General features: G+C 62.8%; 17 protein-coding genes. 5 read left to right on the top strand and 12 right to left on the bottom strand.

Going from position 1 to position 16,276, the window contains the following annotated elements; translation table 11 throughout:
* Positions 1–201: 201 nt before the first annotated feature.
* On the bottom strand, positions 202–930 hold the full coding sequence (locus tag CN311_RS11990; RefSeq protein WP_097573927.1) for an SDR family oxidoreductase: 729 nt from the start codon (positions 928–930) through the stop codon (positions 202–204).
* Between the two features lie 138 nt (positions 931–1,068).
* Here CN311_RS11990 and CN311_RS11985 point away from each other — a divergent pair, with 138 nt between their 5' ends.
* Positions 1,069–1,959 carry an AraC family transcriptional regulator gene (locus CN311_RS11985; RefSeq protein ID WP_097573956.1) on the top strand — a complete coding sequence of 297 codons (891 nt, stop codon included), beginning with the start codon at positions 1,069–1,071 and terminating at the stop codon, positions 1,957–1,959.
* Here CN311_RS11985 and CN311_RS11980 read toward each other — a convergent pair.
* Complete coding sequence (locus CN311_RS11980) at positions 1,956–2,801, bottom strand: MurR/RpiR family transcriptional regulator (protein ID WP_165779671.1); 846 nt, start codon at positions 2,799–2,801, stop codon at positions 1,956–1,958. The two genes, CN311_RS11985 and CN311_RS11980, sit on opposite strands and share 4 nt — an antisense overlap.
* 158 nt (positions 2,802–2,959) lie before the next feature.
* Here CN311_RS11980 and CN311_RS11975 point away from each other — a divergent pair, with 158 nt between their 5' ends.
* A complete protein-coding gene (locus tag CN311_RS11975) occupies positions 2,960–4,069 on the top strand; it encodes a Gfo/Idh/MocA family protein (RefSeq protein ID WP_097573955.1) in 1,110 nt (369 codons plus the stop codon).
* Positions 4,070–4,078: 9 nt separating this feature from the next.
* Here the strand turns inward: CN311_RS11975 and CN311_RS11970 are convergent, their stop codons facing one another.
* The 9 genes from CN311_RS11970 to CN311_RS11930 form a co-directional block, all read right to left on the bottom strand.
* Entirely contained in the window at positions 4,079–5,170 is a 1,092-nt protein-coding gene (locus CN311_RS11970; RefSeq protein ID WP_097573925.1) for a 3-deoxy-7-phosphoheptulonate synthase, read from the bottom strand.
* Positions 5,171–5,548: 378 nt separating this feature from the next.
* The gene (locus CN311_RS11965; RefSeq protein WP_097573924.1) at positions 5,549–5,971 is read right to left on the bottom strand and encodes a type II toxin-antitoxin system VapC family toxin; all 423 of its coding nucleotides are present in this window, start codon (positions 5,969–5,971) and stop codon (positions 5,549–5,551) included.
* Positions 5,968–6,252, bottom strand: a complete 285-nt coding sequence (locus CN311_RS11960) for a type II toxin-antitoxin system Phd/YefM family antitoxin (RefSeq protein WP_425351068.1) — start codon at positions 6,250–6,252, stop codon at positions 5,968–5,970. The genes CN311_RS11965 and CN311_RS11960 overlap by 4 nt, the downstream gene beginning before the upstream one ends.
* Positions 6,253–6,383: 131 nt before the next feature.
* Positions 6,384–7,178, bottom strand: coding sequence for an SDR family oxidoreductase (locus CN311_RS11955; RefSeq protein WP_097573923.1), 795 nt, complete (start codon positions 7,176–7,178; stop codon positions 6,384–6,386).
* A 26-nt stretch (positions 7,179–7,204) separates the two neighbouring features.
* On the bottom strand, positions 7,205–8,206 hold the full coding sequence (iolG, locus tag CN311_RS11950) for an inositol 2-dehydrogenase (RefSeq protein WP_097573922.1): 1,002 nt from the start codon (positions 8,204–8,206) through the stop codon (positions 7,205–7,207).
* Between the two features lie 109 nt (positions 8,207–8,315).
* Positions 8,316–9,086, bottom strand: a complete 771-nt coding sequence (locus CN311_RS11945) for an ATP-binding cassette domain-containing protein (protein WP_097573921.1) — start codon at positions 9,084–9,086, stop codon at positions 8,316–8,318.
* Positions 9,087–9,088: 2 nt separating this feature from the next.
* A complete protein-coding gene (locus tag CN311_RS11940) occupies positions 9,089–10,165 on the bottom strand; it encodes an ABC transporter permease (RefSeq protein WP_097573920.1) in 1,077 nt (358 codons plus the stop codon).
* 188 nt (positions 10,166–10,353) lie between these two features.
* Complete coding sequence (locus tag CN311_RS11935) at positions 10,354–11,295, bottom strand: sugar ABC transporter substrate-binding protein (RefSeq protein ID WP_097573919.1); 942 nt, start codon at positions 11,293–11,295, stop codon at positions 10,354–10,356.
* Between the two features lie 359 nt (positions 11,296–11,654).
* A complete protein-coding gene (locus CN311_RS11930) occupies positions 11,655–12,686 on the bottom strand; it encodes a LacI family DNA-binding transcriptional regulator (protein ID WP_097573918.1) in 1,032 nt (343 codons plus the stop codon).
* Positions 12,687–12,857: 171 nt separating this feature from the next.
* Here CN311_RS11930 and CN311_RS11925 point away from each other — a divergent pair, with 171 nt between their 5' ends.
* From CN311_RS11925 to CN311_RS11915, 3 genes are read left to right on the top strand one after another with little or no spacing between them, the layout of a single operon-like run.
* Positions 12,858–13,961, top strand: coding sequence for a fatty acid desaturase family protein (locus CN311_RS11925; RefSeq protein WP_097573917.1), 1,104 nt, complete (start codon positions 12,858–12,860; stop codon positions 13,959–13,961).
* A gap of 50 nt (positions 13,962–14,011) precedes the next feature.
* Positions 14,012–14,326 carry a Rieske (2Fe-2S) protein gene (locus CN311_RS11920; protein ID WP_097573916.1) on the top strand — a complete coding sequence of 105 codons (315 nt, stop codon included), beginning with the start codon at positions 14,012–14,014 and terminating at the stop codon, positions 14,324–14,326.
* Positions 14,326–15,561: an NAD(P)/FAD-dependent oxidoreductase gene (locus CN311_RS11915; RefSeq protein ID WP_165779670.1), complete on the top strand. Its 1,236-nt coding sequence runs from the start codon at positions 14,326–14,328 to the stop codon at positions 15,559–15,561. Before CN311_RS11920 ends, CN311_RS11915 begins: the two co-directional genes overlap by 1 nt.
* 42 nt (positions 15,562–15,603) lie before the next feature.
* Here CN311_RS11915 and CN311_RS11910 read toward each other — a convergent pair whose 3' ends face one another.
* The gene (locus CN311_RS11910) at positions 15,604–16,038 is read right to left on the bottom strand and encodes an FKBP-type peptidyl-prolyl cis-trans isomerase (protein WP_097573915.1); all 435 of its coding nucleotides are present in this window, start codon (positions 16,036–16,038) and stop codon (positions 15,604–15,606) included.
* Positions 16,039–16,276: the final 238 nt, after the last annotated feature.

Genomic DNA, 16,276 nt, shown 5'->3' with positions numbered 1-16,276 from the left:
GCTTGTTGTCTTGGCAACACGTTGTTTTGGGTAACACGCGCGAGCGGCAGCGTGGCGCCGACAATATGAAATAATAATTCCAATCTATAGTCAATATGGAACGAGCATTCCTTTGCTGAAAAGTGCCGATGCAAAGGCGCACGGGGGATGGATCTGCCTCCAGCCGTGCGCCCAGGTTGCTATGACCCACGGGGAGCCGATTCACCAGGGAAGCGGGCCATCGTCATTGAAATAGCCGGCGGTCGGACCGTCAGCGCCCAGGGTCGCTAGGTGAATGACGATCTCGGCCGCCTGCTGTACCGTGCGGTGGCCTTTAAACCCGTTGAGATCGGTGGCGGTGTAGCCGGGCGCCGCGGCATTGACCTTGATGCCTCGGGGCGCGAGTTCCCGGGCGAAGGCCACGGTGATGGCGTTCAAGGCCGTCTTGGAGCTGCCGTAACCCATCAGATTGACCGCGTGGTTCGCGGTGGCGGGATCGAGCGCCCGGCCGATGGACCCGGTGGAACTGCTCACCATGACGATGCGGGCAGCAGGCGCTGCAAGCAGCAGCGGCAGGAAGGTCTGGGTCACGCGGATCGGGCCGAAGACGTTGACGTCATAAGTCGCTTGGATGTCGGCCACACGCTGCTGGCTCGGCGGCGGGTCGTAGTTGATGGCGACACCGGCATTATTGACCAGCACGTCGAGGCGAGGGCTTTCCGTACTGACAGCTTTAGCGGCAGAAGCCACGCTTTCGTCCTGTGTAACGTCCAGCTCCAGCCATTGAACATCGAGGCCTTCGGCGCGCAAGGCTTGCGCCGCCGCCACGCCGCGTTCGGCATCCCTGGCGCCGAGCCAGACCTTGAAGCCCATTGTTGCCAGCCGCCGGGCGATTTCGCGGCCTATGCCCTTGTTGGCGCCGGTCACCAGCGCGCTCTTCGACGTCGTCATATCGGTGTCTCCATGTTCCTTGTGGGAGATCCACAAATGGCGCGATGTAGCGGGCGCCGCGCGCCGAAACCTCTCCCGCTCTTGCCTAATCCTCTCACGCGGGTTGCGCGAGCCATGTGGATGCGCGATGCTGGCGCAATGAGCGAAGTGCTACGGGAGCTGATCGATATCGCCAGCCGCCATGCGCGCGGACGACGAACCCTATCGGCAATCCCTCGCGTTTCGATCGGCCGCAGCGAAGTCACCACGGCGCCATTGCCGGGCGTGTGGGGGGCGGGCATCTTATTCGTCCTGCAGGGCGCGAAGACGGTTCTGATCGGCGACCGGACACTTCGTTATGACTGCGCCAGCTATTTCATCTATACCGTCGACACGCCCTCCATCAGCCAGATAGTCGAAGCGAGCGCCGCGCGTCCCTATCTGGCCATCGGCTTCACCCTTGACCTGCAGGCTGTCGCAACACTCCTTGTCGAGCACGAGCCGGCCCTTGGCGGCGACGGGTTCTCCACGTCTCCCGTCAATGACGAGCTGCTCGACGCGTTGCGTCGAATGATGCGGCTGCTTGACCGGCCGACCGAGATTCCTGTGCTGGCGGATATGCTCCAACGCGAGATGTTGTTTCGGCTGCTGCAGGGCCCGCAAGGCGGCAAGCTTCGTCAGCTTGCGCGCGCCGATGGCCATCTGGCGCGGATAGGACAGGCGATCGCCTGGATCCGGACGCATTGCCATCAGCCAATCCGCGTCGCGGATCTGGCCGAAATTGCCCATATGAGCAACGCTGCATTCTACCGCCACTTCAAGGCGGCGACGGCCATGAGCCCGATCCAGTTTCAAAAACAGATCCGGCTGCTGGAGGCCCGCCATCTGCTGGTCGCCCAGCCTGGCAACGTGGCACAGGTCGCCTTCGCCGTCGGCTATGAGAGCGCTTCACAGTTCAGCCGGGAGTATGCCCGTCAATTCGGGTCGCCACCGGCCCGTGACGCGGCACGGCTTGTGGCGGGAAGCGAAGCGGCCGTGGAGGTCATCTAGACCTTGCGTTTCTTGCCCGTGTCGCGCCGCTTCTCGCCCACGGCGACGGTCAGCGCCATGGCCAGCGCCATCGTCGCCGACAGCGAGCGGAAGCCGCCGAAATCGGCCTCGGCGACCTCGAACCACACCTTGGCGAATTGGGCGAGCGGCGAGAACGAGCTGTCGGTGATGGCCACGATCGGCACGCCCTGATCCGAGATGGTGCGCGTCTCCTCGATGGTCGCCGGCGCATAGGGCGAAAAACTGATGGCGATGACGGCATCCGCAGGCGTGGCAAAGCCGATCATCTCGGCGTTCAGGCCAGCGGCCGACTCGATCAACTGGTTGCGGATTTTGAGCTTGCCAAGCGCATAGGCGATGTAGGAGGCGACCGGATAGGAGCGGCGCTTGGCCAGCACATAGATGGTCTCGGCCTTTGCCAAAAGGGCGATCGCCTCTTCGAAATGCTCTTCGTTCAGCGTGCGCGAAATGTCGCTGAGCGAGGTGCTGGCGGCGGCGACGAAACCATCGAGGATCGCCCGATGGCCGGCGCCTTCCTCGGCCTTGGCGCGCAGTGCCGCAAGTCTTTCGTCATAGGAGGAATTGCGCTCGCGCAGGCGCTCGCGAAACACCTGCTGCAGGCTGGTAAAGCCGTCGAAGCCAAGCTGCTGGGCAAAGCGGATCAGCGTCGAGGGCTGGACACCCGCCGAAGCGGCGATGCTGGCCGCGGTGCCGAAGGCGATGTCGTCGGGGTTATCGAGCGCATAAGCGGCGATCTGTGCGATACGCTTGGGCAGGCTCTGGCGCCGCTCCAGGATTGTCGCGCGCAGCGTCTCGAAATCGCGGGGCACCCGTTCGTCCATCGTCGCTCCGCCTAAGGCCATGTCGGTATTCCCTCTCCTGCCTCATCATAGCGGGCTTGTGCAAGAAGACCATAAAAAATGAGCCACACGTTCCATTTGCGAGGAAAATGGATTAATTCATCCACATCAGTTTTTCCTTGCATATGGAGATGACGGAAATGGTCGGAGTGGGCCTCATCGGCACGGGCTTCATGGGCAAGTGCCATGCCATCGCCTGGAACGCCGTCGGCGCCGTCTTTCCCGACGTGGCCAAGCCGAGGCTGGTCCATCTCGGCGAGATCAATGACGAGCTTGCCAAACGCAAGGCGGGCGAATTCGGCTTCGCCAAGGGCTCCGGCGACTGGCGCGCCGTCGTCAACGACCCCGAGGTCGACATCGTCTCGTTGACCACGCCAAACCAGTTCCATCCGGAAATGGCCATCGCCATCCTCCAAGCCGGCAAGCATCTGTGGTGCGAAAAGCCGATGGCCCCCAGCTTCGCCGAAGCGCAAGCCATGGCGGCTGCGGCGAAAAAGTCCGGCAAGGTGGCAGCGCTCGGCTACAATTACATCCAGAACCCAGCCATCCGTCATATCGGCGCACTGCTCGACGAGAAGATCATCGGCGACGTCAACCTGCTGCGCATCGAGATGGACGAGGATTTCATGGCCGACCCGGAGGCGCTGTTCTTCTGGAAGCATGAGGCAGCGTCCGGCTACGGCGCGCTCGACGATTTCGCCGTGCATCCGCTGTCGCTGGTCTCGGTGCTGTTCGGTCGCGTCGCCCGCGTCATGTGCGACATGACCAAGCCCTATGCCGACCGCCTGGTCGCTTCCGGCGGCCGCCGCGCGGTCGAGACCTACGACATCGCCAGCGTGCTCATGCATCTCGAAAACGGCGTCGCCGGCACGCTGCTGGTCAACCGTTCGGCCTGGGGCCGCAAGGGCCGCATCGCCATCCAGATCTTCGGCTCGAAGGGCTCGATCCTCTACGACCAGGAGCGAATGAACGAATTCCAGCTCTATCTAACATCGGACCGCCCGACCGAGCAGGGCTACCGCACCATCCTGGTGGCGCCGCATCACAAGCCCTACGACGCCTTCTTGCCGGCGCCCGGCCACGGTCTCGGCTTCAACGATCTCAAGATGATCGAATGCCGCGAATTGCTGACCAGGCTGGCCGGCAAGCCGGCGCGCATCATCGATTTCGACGACGGCCTGGAGATTGAGCGCACCGTGCATGCGATGGCGCGCTCGTTCGAGGAAAAGCGCTGGGTGGATGTGCGGTAATCTTCCGCATCAGGCCGCTCCTGGACGGCTGGCGGCCATGGCTTTCCGCGCCGACCGGCGCTGTTCGACCGCCTCGGCAAGGCCATGCAGGACTGTCTCGGTGGTTGCCCAGTCGATGCAGCCATCGGTGATGCTCTGGCCGTAGACGAGCGGCTTGCCGGGCACGACATCCTGGCGGCCAGCGACGAGGTGGCTCTCGATCATGACGCCGATGATGCGTTCCTCGCCCACTGCCACCTGGCCGGCCACGTCGGCGGCCACCTTCGGCTGGTTTTCCGGCTTCTTGGCGGAGTTGGCGTGGCTGACATCGATCATCAGCCGCGGCGCGATGCCGGTTCGCCCGAGATCCGCGCTGGCCGCGGCGATGCTGGTCGCGTCATAATTGGGCTGGATGCCGCCGCGCAGGATAACGTGGCAGTCCTCGTTGCCGGTGGTTGTCGCAATCGCGCTGCGCCCGCCCTTGGTCACCGCCATGAAATGATGCGGCTGGGCAGCGGACTTCACCGCCTCGGCGGCGATCCGCACATTGCCGTCGGTGCCGTTCTTGAAGCCGACCGGGCAGGACAGGCCGGAGGCGAGCTCGCGATGGATCTGGCTCTCGGTCGTGCGCGCACCGATCGCGCCCCAGGCGACGAGGTCGGCGATGTATTGCGGCGTGGTCATGTCGAGGAATTCGGTCGCCGCCGGCAGGCCGAGATTGTTGACCGCCGAGAGCACGTTGCGCGCCATGCGCAGCCCCTTGTCGATGTTGAAGCTGCCGTCGAGGTCGGGATCGTTGATCAGGCCCTTCCAGCCGACCGTCGTGCGCGGCTTCTCGAAATAGACGCGCATCACGATCTCCAGCCGGTCCGCAAGGCTCTCGCGCAGTGCCGCCAGCCGGCTGGCGTAGTCGACGGCGGCGACCGGGTCGTGGATCGAACAGGGGCCGACGATGACCACCAGCCGGTCGTCGGCGCCGGTCAGGATGGAATGGATGGCGTTACGCGAGGCGGTTACGGTGCGCGTCGCCGTCAGCGTGCGCGGTATCTCCCGCATCACCTGGTCCGGCGTACTCAGTTCTCGGATTTCCTTGACCCGAAGATCATCTGTGGTGGTCAACACGGCTTTCTGCTCCTGTTAGAGCAATTCCAGGAAAAGTGCGTAGCGGTTTTCCGTCCGGAATTGCGTAAAACTATGTTTAGGAGACCTGCCGGCTCAAACAAAAAAGCCGCCAGGTCTGGCGGCTGTCGGATTTTGATGCTGCAATCTTCAGATCGAGCGCAATCCTCCCGCCGCCAGCGAGCTCCTAAAGTACCAATACGTGGCGGTCAGGTTGATCATGAGTGGTCATATAGTTGATGCTGGGGTGTTTGTCACGGGGGTGATGTGTCGTTCGTCATCCTCGGGTCTGCGCTGCGTCGCTACGCTCCTTGCTCCGCCCGTGGATGACGAAGTGATGGGCGTTTCGGCTAATCGCTAAGGCATGCAGCGCCGAGCGGTTCACGCAGTCCAGGGATCGAAGAGCTCAATTCCAAAGCCTTCGAAATCCCTCGTGTTACGCGTTGCCAGGGTGAGCTCCCGCGCAATCGCCGTGGCTGCAATCAGGCCGTCCATCGACGACAGACCGCGACCGCGGCGCTTCGCAAGGCCCATCAAGTCGCCCCAAGCCAAGGCCACCGGTTCGTCCACCAGAAGAACCCTCTGCTCGAAGCGCTGCGGCAGATCCTGAGCGAGCCATTCGGCCAGTGCCTCGCGTTTCCGGCCCTCATCCATGAGGGCGACCCCGCGCCGGATCTCGGCGATCGACACGACGCTGATGAATGAGCGGTCCTCATCAAGCCCATCCAGCCAGTTCAGAACGCGTGCGTCCGGCGCCGGCCTCGTCACCTCGGACAGGACATTCGTATCGAGCAGGAGCCTCACAGCGGCAGATCACGCGGTTCGTCGCGCTGACGCTCAAGGTTGAGTTCGGCGCCGCGCATCGGCGACTCCATCAGGAACTCAGCAAGCGTACCCTTGCGTGCGGTTTTCCGCTGCCATTCCTCGGCCGAGACGACAACCACGCTTGGTTTGCCGTTTCTGGTGATCGTCTGCGGCGAAGACTGCGCGCGCTCGATAACCTCCGAGAGCCGGGCTTTTGCCCCGGCGACCGTCCAGTTGGTACCCTCTTTAGGCGCAGACTGCATTTCAGCCTCCATGACCATTCTGACTATCTTGACTATATGGGAATGGCGATGTGGCGGCAACAGGGACGGAGAGGGGCTTCAGAGCCCGGGTGTCTTGGTGAGCTTGGTCCGGAAACCAATGGCGCCGGCGCTGATATTCTCGGCCGATCTTATTCCGGCGACGATCCGGCGATGTTCTGGTCGTAGTCGACCAGCGATCCCGTCATCACCCCTGACTGCGGGCTGACCATATAGCTGATCAGCCGGGCAAGCTGATCCGGTTTCACCAATTGGCCCATCGGCTGCGCGGCCTCGGCCTTTTCCAGCCAGTCGTCGGGTGCCGCGTGCCATTTCTTCTGCACGATCGCCTCGCCCTCGGTGTCCATCCAACCCGGCAGCACGGCGTTGCAGCGGATGCGATTGCCACGATAGGCATTGGCGACATTCTTGGTCAGCGTCATCAGCGCGCCCTTGCTGGTCGAATAGGGCGTCAGGAACGACTGGCCGCAATGCGCCGACATCGACAGCACATTGACGATCGAGCCGGGTGCCTTGCGGGCGAGCAGGTGCGCCACCACGCCCTGCATCAGGAAGAAAGGGCCGCGCACATTGGTCGCGAAGATCGTGTCGAAAAGCTCCTCGCTGGTCTCGACCAGCGACCCGCGCGCCGAGGTAGCCGCCGCATTGACCAGCGCATTGACCGTGTCGAAATGGCTGATCGCCGTTTCGACCGCGCGCTTGCAGTCGGCCACTTTGGCGACATCGGCACTAATGAAAATGGCGTCGACGCCGGCTTTCTTGAGGGTGGCGACGGCCTTGTCGCCCTTCTCCTGCGAGCGGCCGATCAGGGCCAGCGCGCGGCAGCCCTCGTCGGCCAATGCCGCGGCGACGGCAAAGCCGATGCCTTGCGCGCCGCCGGTGACGATGGCGCGTGTTTCAGAATTGCGACCAGATGAATCGCTCATGGCTCTGCTCCTTGTCCGCTCTTTTTTCAGCTTGCCTTGTCGAGGCGGACGGTCTTGCCCGTCTTCGCCGACTTCAATGCCGCGTCGGCCAGCTCCAGGGCAACAAGCCCATCCTTGCCGCTCGGCGCCGCCTTCTTGCCCGATGTCACAGCCGCGATGAAGGCGGCGATCTCATTGGCATAGGCGTCGATGTAGCGGGTCATGAAGAAGTCGTGCAGCGGCGGGCGTGTATAGCCCTTGTCGTTGGCGAGTTCGATCGACACCGGCCGTTGGTTCTCGGCCGCGACCATGCCCTTCGAGCCATGCACCTCGATGCGCTGGTCATAGCCATAGGTGGCGCGGCGCGAGTTGGAGATGATGCACTGCTTGCCGGAGGCAGTCTCGAGGATGACGCTGACACTGTCGAAATCGCCGGCCTCGCCGATCTTCTTGTCGACCAGCACCGAGGCATGGGCGCTCACCGCCACCGGCTCCTCGCCGAGCAGGAAGCGCGCCATGTCGAAATCATGAATGGTCATGTCGCGGAAGATGCCGCCCGAGCGGCCGATATAGTCGAGCGGCGGCGGGCCGGGATCGCGCGAGGTAATGGTCACCATCTCGACCGTGCCGATGGCGCCATCGTCGATCGCCTTGCGCACGGCGGCGAAATGCGGGTCGAAGCGGCGGTTGAAGCCGACCATCAAGGTGGCCTTGGCCTTGTCGACCACGGCCAGGCATTGTTCCACGCGCTTCACGTCCAGATGGATCGGCTTTTCACAGAAGATCGCCTTGCCGGCCTTGGCGAAACGCTCGATCAAATCGGCATGCGTGTCGGTCGGCGTGCAGATGACGACCGCGTCGATATCTTCTGCTTTTTCGATGGCCTCGATGCTGCGCACTTCGGCGCCATAGGCCGATGCCAGATCGGTCGCCGCCTTCTCGAAGGCGTCCGCCACCGCGACCAGTTTGGCCTGCGGATTGGAGCCGACAGCACGGGCGTGGACCTTGCCGATACGGCCGGCGCCGAGGAGAGCGAAGCGGAGAGTCATCTGGTATTTTCCTTAAGGATGGTTCGAACGATGTCCGCGCCGGTCGGGCGGGACGATTTGTGGTTACAGCAGGTCACGAGCGGCCGGTTATCCGGCGCTCAGCTTCCGACTAGGCTGCAGCGAGTTCCGCCTCCCCGGTCTTGGAGCCGGTGATGTAGGAGACGATGTCGTTCCCGTCCGTGTCCTGCTTGCGCAGATTGGCGACGATGCGGCCGCGGCGGAAGACGACGATGCGATCGCAAAGGTCGAACACCTGACGCATATTGTGGCTGATGAGGATCAGCGGCTCTCCATTGGCCTTCAGCGTGCGGATGATGTTTTCGACCTGCGCCGTCTCCTGCACGCCGAGTGCGGCCGTCGGCTCATCCATGATGATCAGCTTGGACGCGAAGGTCGCGGTCCGGGCAATCGCCACGCACTGGCGCTGGCCGCCCGACATGTGGCGGATGGTGTTGTTGAGGTTGGGGATCTTGACGGCGGTGCGGACCAGCGCCGCCTCGGTCGCCTTGCGCATATATTTGCGGTCGAGGATCGAAAACGGTCCGAGGTTGAACAGCACTTTTTCGCGGCCGAGGAACAGGTTCGACGGCACGTCGAGATCGTCGGCCAGCGCCAGGTTCTGGAACACGGTCTCGATGCCCGCCTCGCGCGCCTCGATCGGGCCGGCGAAGTTCACTTCCTTGCCGTCGAACCAGACCTTGCCGTCGGTGCGCTGTTCGACGCCGGTGATCTGGCGCACGAAGGTCGATTTGCCGGCCCCATTGTCGCCCATGATCGCGACATGCTCGCCCTTGCGCAGCTCGAAGTCAGCGCCTTCCAGCGCATGCACGCCGCCATAGTGCTTGGTCAGGTTTTCGGTCTTGAGAACAATGTCCGACATGGTCAAGCTCCTATCGCCCGCCGGCGTTGACGCCATTGATCGAGAACGACTGCGCCGACGATGATCACGCCCTTGACCATCTCCTGATAGTAGGCGTCGAGGCGCAGGAAGGTGAAGCCGGAGATGATGACGCCGAAGATCAGCGAGCCGATCACCGTGCCGATGATCGAGCCGCGGCCGCCCGACAGCGAGACGCCGCCGATCACCGCCATGGCGATCGCATCGAGTTCGTACATCACGCCCATGCCGGCCTGGGCGGTGAGGTTCTTGGAGCACAGCACCACGGCGGCCAGCGAGGCGAGGATGCCGGCGATGGCGTAGACGAGGATCTTGTGATTCTGGACATTGATGCCCGACATGCGCGCGGCGTCCTCATTGGAGCCGATGGCGTAACAGTGCTTGCCGTATTTGGTGTAGCTCAGGATCAGCTGGAACAATATCGCCAGCGAGATGAAGATGACGACCGGCATCAGGCCCTTGCCGATGGCCGCGAAACTGTCGGTCGGAAACGAGATCGGCTGCCCCTTGGACCACCATTTGGCGATGCCGCGGGCCGTCACCATCATGCCGAGCGTGGCGATGAAGGGAGGAATGCGCGTATAGGCGATCAACAGGCCGTTGACCAGGCCGGCCAGCAGGCCGCAGCCGATCGCAACGATCAGCGGCACGATGACAGGCAGGTCGGTCCAGCCCTGCGCCAGGAACATCGCCTTGGGGTTCGGGTTGCCGTTGACCGTCGCCACCTGGGCAAAGCTCATGGCGATCATCGCGGTTGCGCCGACGATAGAACCCGAGGACAGATCGATGCCGCCGGTGATGATCACCTGCGTCACGCCGATGGCGATGATGCCGACGATCGACACTTGCAGGATGATGATCTGCAGGCGCGCTTCGTTGAAGATCGCATCGACATTGTCGCGGGTGTTGAACAGGAAGCTGTCGCCAAGAAAGACGCGGCCGATCAGTTCGAAGGCGCCGACGAGGATGACGAGCGCCAGGAAGACGTTGAATTCGGCAGGCCACGCGCGCTGCTTCGCATCATAGGTGAGCCCGCCGACGCCATGAGATGTCTGTGCCAAGGTCGTTTTCCTCCGGCCGCATCGGCCCGAAAATCGGAACCGATTTTCGCAAAGCACGATGCGTGGTCTCAAGTTCAGAGCTTACTTTATCGCTCTAATCGTATTCATCTTCCCGCACCGAGGCGGCAGGAAGATGGGAGCGGCGCTGTTCTTCTGGTGGTCGCGCCGCCCCGTATCGAAGCCTTGCCTCAGTTCTTCTTCAGGAACTTGTCGATGTTGGCCGGCGTAACCAGCTGGAAGGGAACGTAGACCTTCTTTTCGACCTTCTCGCCCTTGGAGAGCTTCAGCGCGGCATCCAGGGCGCCCGCGCCCTGGCCGGCCGCGTCCTGGAACACGGTTACATCCAGGTCGCCTGCCTGCATCGCCGCAAGCGCGTCCTGGGTGGCATCGACGCCGCCGACGACAACCGATTTCATGTCGATATTGCCGGCTTTCATCGCTTGGATGGCGCCGATGGCGCTCTCGTCATTGTTGGCGATCACACCGTCGAACGGCTTGCCGGTCGACAGCCAGTTGGTCATCAGGTTCTGGGCTTCGTCGCGGTTCCAGTTTGACGTCTGCTTGTCGATAATCTTGATGAAGCTGCATTCGGGCGTGGCGATCACGTCGTCAATGTCCTTGGTGCGCATCACCGCGGCCTGGTTCGAAAGCTCGCCCATGATCACATAGACATTGGCTTCCTTCTTGCCGGCTTCCGTGAACAGGCGGCAGACTTCCTTGGTCTCAAGCGTACCGGAATCGGCCTCGTTCGAGGCGACGAAAGCCTGGCTGTCCGGCAGTGTGTCGACATTGACCGGCTCGCGGTTGACATAGACAAGCGGAACCTTGGCTGCGGCCGCCGCATCCGACATCGCCTGGGTGGCCGAAGTGTCGACCGGATTGACGATGATTGCGTCGACGCCCGAGGCGACAAAATTCTTGATCTGGTCGAGCTGCTTGGCGACATCGTTCTGCGCGTCCTCGACCTGCAATTCCACGCCGTCCATGGCCTTGGCCTGCTCGATCATGCCGTTGCGCAGCACGGTGAGAAAATTGTCGTCGAACTTGGCCATCGACACGCCGACCTTGGCGGCGAGGGCGGATGAACTCATCAGCGCCGCGATGGCGACGCCCAAAAGCAATTTTTTCATTTTATCTCTCCTCCACAGAATTGGTGTCCGGCTGCACCGATCTACCCGGAATCCCCGCTCTCCCGGGGAATCTCTCCCGCTTTCGCCTCTGCTCCGGATGGCGTCTTTCGCGTTGGCTGGGGCGCCAAGCCCTCTGTTTGAAACAGATGCTCCGGAACGAAAGAACCAAAATACCCAGTTGGTGAAATATTTATTCCATTCTGCGTGAGGGCGTCAAGGAGATTCCGAAGCGGGATGCCGGATTTTTCAGAGGGTGGGGCTTTCGCATCGACAGACCTATGCAAGTTTCCATCAGGTTGATGGTTCACATCATCGTCGATGCGTCGCGTCGCCTTTCTGAACCGGATGTTCTGTCTGACCTAGATGTTTTCCGGCAGATAGATGTCGAAGGGCAGGAAGGTCTGGCCGGGCGCATTGGCGGCACCCGCCTCGATGGCATGAGCCATCAGCCCGACAAGCTCGCGGCACAGCGCTGCAAGCGGCGTCGAGATCACCATGGTCAGGATGTTGTCGGCGAGCGCCGCGCGCGACTCGGCGTTGATTTCATTGCAGACGACCACCGGCATATTGACAGGCCTCGCTGCCCTGAGCGCCGAGACCGCGCCTTCCATGCCGCCGCCGGCGACGTAGCAGCCGGCAAGATCCGGGTACCGCGCCAGAAGATCGATCATCGCGTCATGCGTCACCTGGTTGGCTTCCAGGTTGACCAGCGTCTCCAGCACAACGAATTCCGGCGCATGCTCGCGGAAGAAGGAGCGAAAGCCGATCTCGCGCAGTTCATGGCCATGGAAGCGATGGCTGCCGACAAAAAGGGCGACCTTGCCGGGTTTCCTTGCCGCCCTGGCTATCATCCAGGCCGCGGTGCGACCGACCTTGCGGTTGTCGAGGCCGACATAGCCTTCGCGGACGCCGGCGGCAAAATCGGACAGCAGCGAGAAGACCGGTTGGCCTCTTGCTTTCAGCGCCTCCACGGCCGCCGTCAACGTCGGATGGTCCGGGCCGACAAGCGCAACGGCCCTGGATTTCGCCGCCAGCTTGCGCAGCTGGGCGGCGATCTCTTCGGGCGCCAGCGAACTGGCGAAGTCGATGGTTGCGACGCCGCGGAAGCGCTGCGATTGCGACACCGCCAGTTCGAGTTCCCGCGCGAAGTCGCTGTAGAAAACATCATTGCCCCTCAGCAGCAGAAAACCGAGCCGGTATTCCGGCAGTTCCTGGCGCATGCGCTGCTTGATCAGCCCGGCGGCGTGATAGCCGATGCTGGTGGCGGCCTCGTAGACACGGCGCGCGGTTTCCTCGCGCACCGGCAGGCGGTTATTCAGCACCCGGTCGACGGTGGCGACGCTGACGCCGGAGCTGCGCGCCAGGTCGGTGATGGTCGGCCGTTTTGCCATGGCTGTCTCTCCGCTTGCCAAATCAGCCTATATCATTGATGTGAAATGATAGAAACTATCTTTGTGATATTGAGCCTATCATGGCTTGGCGTTATGTCTAGGCTGCGACGCCTGCGATCGCGGCCAGGTCAATGGCCGGGCCGATCGCAGGGCGCTGGTGGAGGCACTCTCATGGACGCAACGTCGGACGCAGCACCGTCCCGGCGCGACTACAGCCTGATCGGCCGCGACGCCAAGCTCGCCGTCGAGAGCGGGCTGGCGGCGGCCGAGTGGTATCATACCGAGATCCCGCGCAAGCAGATGAAGGAGCTGATGCAGCGCTCCGACGGGCCGGCGATCCGCGACACCATCATCTGGCTCGCCGCGCTGATCCTGAGCGGCGCCGGCGGCGTCTGGTTCTGGGGCACGTGGTGGTGCGTGCCGTTCTTCTTCGTCTATGGCGTGCTCTACGGCTCATCGACCGACTCGCGCTGGCACGAATGCGGCCACGGCACCGCTTTCCGGACCCAGTGGATGAATGACGCGGTCTACCAGATCGCCTGCTTCATGATCATGCGCAACCCGGTCACCTGGCGCTGGAGCCATGCCCGCCATCACACCAATACGATCATCGTCGGCCGTGACCCGGAAATCGCGGTGATGCGCCCGCCGGACCTGCTGCGCGTTGTGCTCAACTTCTTCGGCATTCTCGATGCCTGGCATGCGATCAGCGACATGCTGCGCAACGCGGCCGGCATCATCAGCCCGGCCGAGAAGACCTTCATCCCCGAGCAGGAGCAGCCGAAGGCGATCCGCATTGCCCGCATCTGGACGGCGATCTATGCCGCGACTATCGCGCTGGCATTTTACATGGGTTCGTTCTTGCCCCTGATGCTGGTCGGGTTGCCCAGGCTTTACGGCGCCTGGCACCATGTCACGACCGGCCTGTTGCAGCATGGCGGCCTCGCCGAGAATGTCGTCGACCATCGTCTCAACAGCCGTACCGTGCTGATGAATCCAATCAGCCGGTTCATTTACTGGAACATGAACTACCATGTGGAGCACCACATGTTCCCGATGGTGCCCTATCACGCGCTGCCCAGGCTGCATGAGATGATCAAGCATGACCTGCCGGCGCCGACGCGATCGATCCTGGCCGGCTACCGCGAGATGGTGCCCGCCTTCCTGCGCCAGTTGCGCAATGAAGACTATTTTATCAGGCGCGAACTGCCGCCGACGGCCAAGCCCTACCGCGAGGAATTCCACAACGACGCTCTCGCCGCGGCGGCGGAATGATATGAGCCCTGTAGGCGCAAGTAACTGACCAAAATCTGCCGGGAGGATCGATGAGCGACTGGATCGAGGCCTGCAAGGCCGGAGACATCGACGAAGAGGATGTGATGCGGTTCGACCATGGCGGCCGCACCTTCGCCATCTATCGCAGTCCCGACGACGAATATTTCGCGACGGACGGTCTTTGCTCGCATGAGAAGGTGCATCTGGCCGATGGGCTGGTCATGGACGACATCATCGAGTGCCCCAAGCACAATGGCCGCTTCAACTACAAGACCGGCCAGGCCAGGGGTGCGCCGGTTTGCGTCAATCTCAGTACCTATCCGGTCAAGGTCGATGCCGGCAAAATCCTCGTTCAACTCGGGTGATGGTCATGCAGGCGGGAATGGTCATCATCGGCGCCGGCGAATGCGGTGGACGGGCGGCACTCGCGTTGCGCGATCTTGGCTTTGAAGACCCGGTGACGCTGGTCGGCGACGAGCCGCATCTGCCCTATGAGCGGCCGCCGCTGTCCAAGGAGGCGATGGCCGGCGATGCGCTCGCGATCAAGGCGATCGTCAGCGACGAGGTGCTGGCCGAGCGCTCGATCCGGCATATCCATTCGATCCAGGCCGTGGCGATCGACCGCGCCGCACGCAGCGTGCGCCTGTCGGACGGATCGACCCTTCCTTACAACAAGCTGCTGCTGGCGACCGGTTCGACCCCGCGCAGACTGCCGATGCCCGGCCTCGGGCCGCGCTGCGTCTATCTCCGTACCTTCAATGACGCGCTGGCCATTCGCGCTCATCTCAAGGCCGGAAACCGCATCGCCATTGTCGGTGGCGGCTTCATAGGTCTCGAACTCGCCGCGGCGGCGCGTAGATCGGGGGCCTCGGTCACCGTCATCGAGGCACAGCCGCGCATCCTGATGCGCGGCGTGCCGGCCGAGATCGCCGAGATCATCCATCCGGCGCATGAAGCCGAAGGCGTGAATATCCTGTGCGGCGAAGGCATCGCGACAATCGCCGACAATGGCGCCGGGGTGCGCATTGCGCTCGTCGGCGGGCGCGTCATCGTTGCCGATCTCGCGGTGATCGGCATCGGAGCCGTGCCGGTGACAGCACTTGCAGCCGAAGCAGGGCTGGCGATCGATAATGGCATCGCGGTCGATGCCGAATTGCGCACCAGCGATCCCGACATCTTTGCAGCTGGCGATTGCTGCTCGTTTCCGCTTGCCGTCTATGGCGGCCGGCGTGTGCGGCTGGAGGCTTGGCGCAACGCGCAGGAACAGGGCGCGCTGGCGGCGAGAAACTTGCTGGGCGCCGGCGAGACCCATGTGGCGGTGCCGTGGTTCTGGTCGGATCAGTATGGCCTGACCCTGCAGATATCGGGGCTTTCAGACGAAGGCCGCTCCACCGTGCGGCGCGATCTCGACGACGGCGCCTTCATCCTGTTCCATTTGGCGCAGGATGGAAGGCTTGTCGCGGCGAGCGGCATCGGCCCGGGCAATGCCGTCGCCCGCGATATCAGGCTGGCCGAAATGCTGATCGCCAGGCGGGCAAAGCCGGCGCCTGAGGCGCTCGGTTCGCAAACGGTCAAGCTGAAGTCGCTGCTGGCGGCGTGAGCCGGCGCGGTTTTCAATCCGACACCGGTGGCAACGCCGGAACTACGCCGCTTGAACGATCTCGACCAGTTCAACGTCGAACACCAGGTCTTTTCCGGCCAACGGGTGATTGCCGTCGAGCTTGACCCTGGCATCGTCCACGCCGACGACTGTTACTGGCATGGGACGCCCTTCACGGGTGCGGGCCTGCAATCGGGTGCCGACATCAACGTTGATGTTTTCCGGCACGCTGGCGCGGTCGATGGTTATGACCGCTTCGGGACGATGGGGGCCATAGGCGGCGTCGGCGGGAACGGTGACGGTGCTTTTCGTACCGACCTCCATGCCATCGACATGGGTTTCGAGACCGGGGATCACCTCGCCCTCACCCAGTGTGAACTGCAGCGGTTCATTACCGGAAGAATCGAATTGAGTGCCGTCGGCCAAGCGTCCGGTATAATTGATGCGCACGGTGTCGCCATTCTTGGCTTGTGTCATAACAGCCATCCTTTGGGAGTTTTTGAGGGGACCGGCCCAGAGTTCACGGCCCCGTTTCGACCATCCACGCAAAGGTGCGCGGTGCGAAACCCTAGAACTAGGCGCGCGGCTGCCGATGTAAAGTGCCGGGGCTGCCGATAATGTCGAGGTCCGGTGCCTGAGATCGGCGGAAGCCGACGGCGCTGGAGCATGATCCCGAAAAGTGGAATCCGGTTTTCGGAAAAGATCGTGCTCAAAG

The organism is Mesorhizobium sanjuanii, from assembly GCF_002529485.1.
In the GTDB taxonomy this organism is placed as follows: domain Bacteria; phylum Pseudomonadota; class Alphaproteobacteria; order Rhizobiales; family Rhizobiaceae; genus Mesorhizobium; species Mesorhizobium sanjuanii.
Note: the sequence above shows the minus strand (reverse complement) of the source record. Positions and strands in the feature narration are given on the sequence as shown.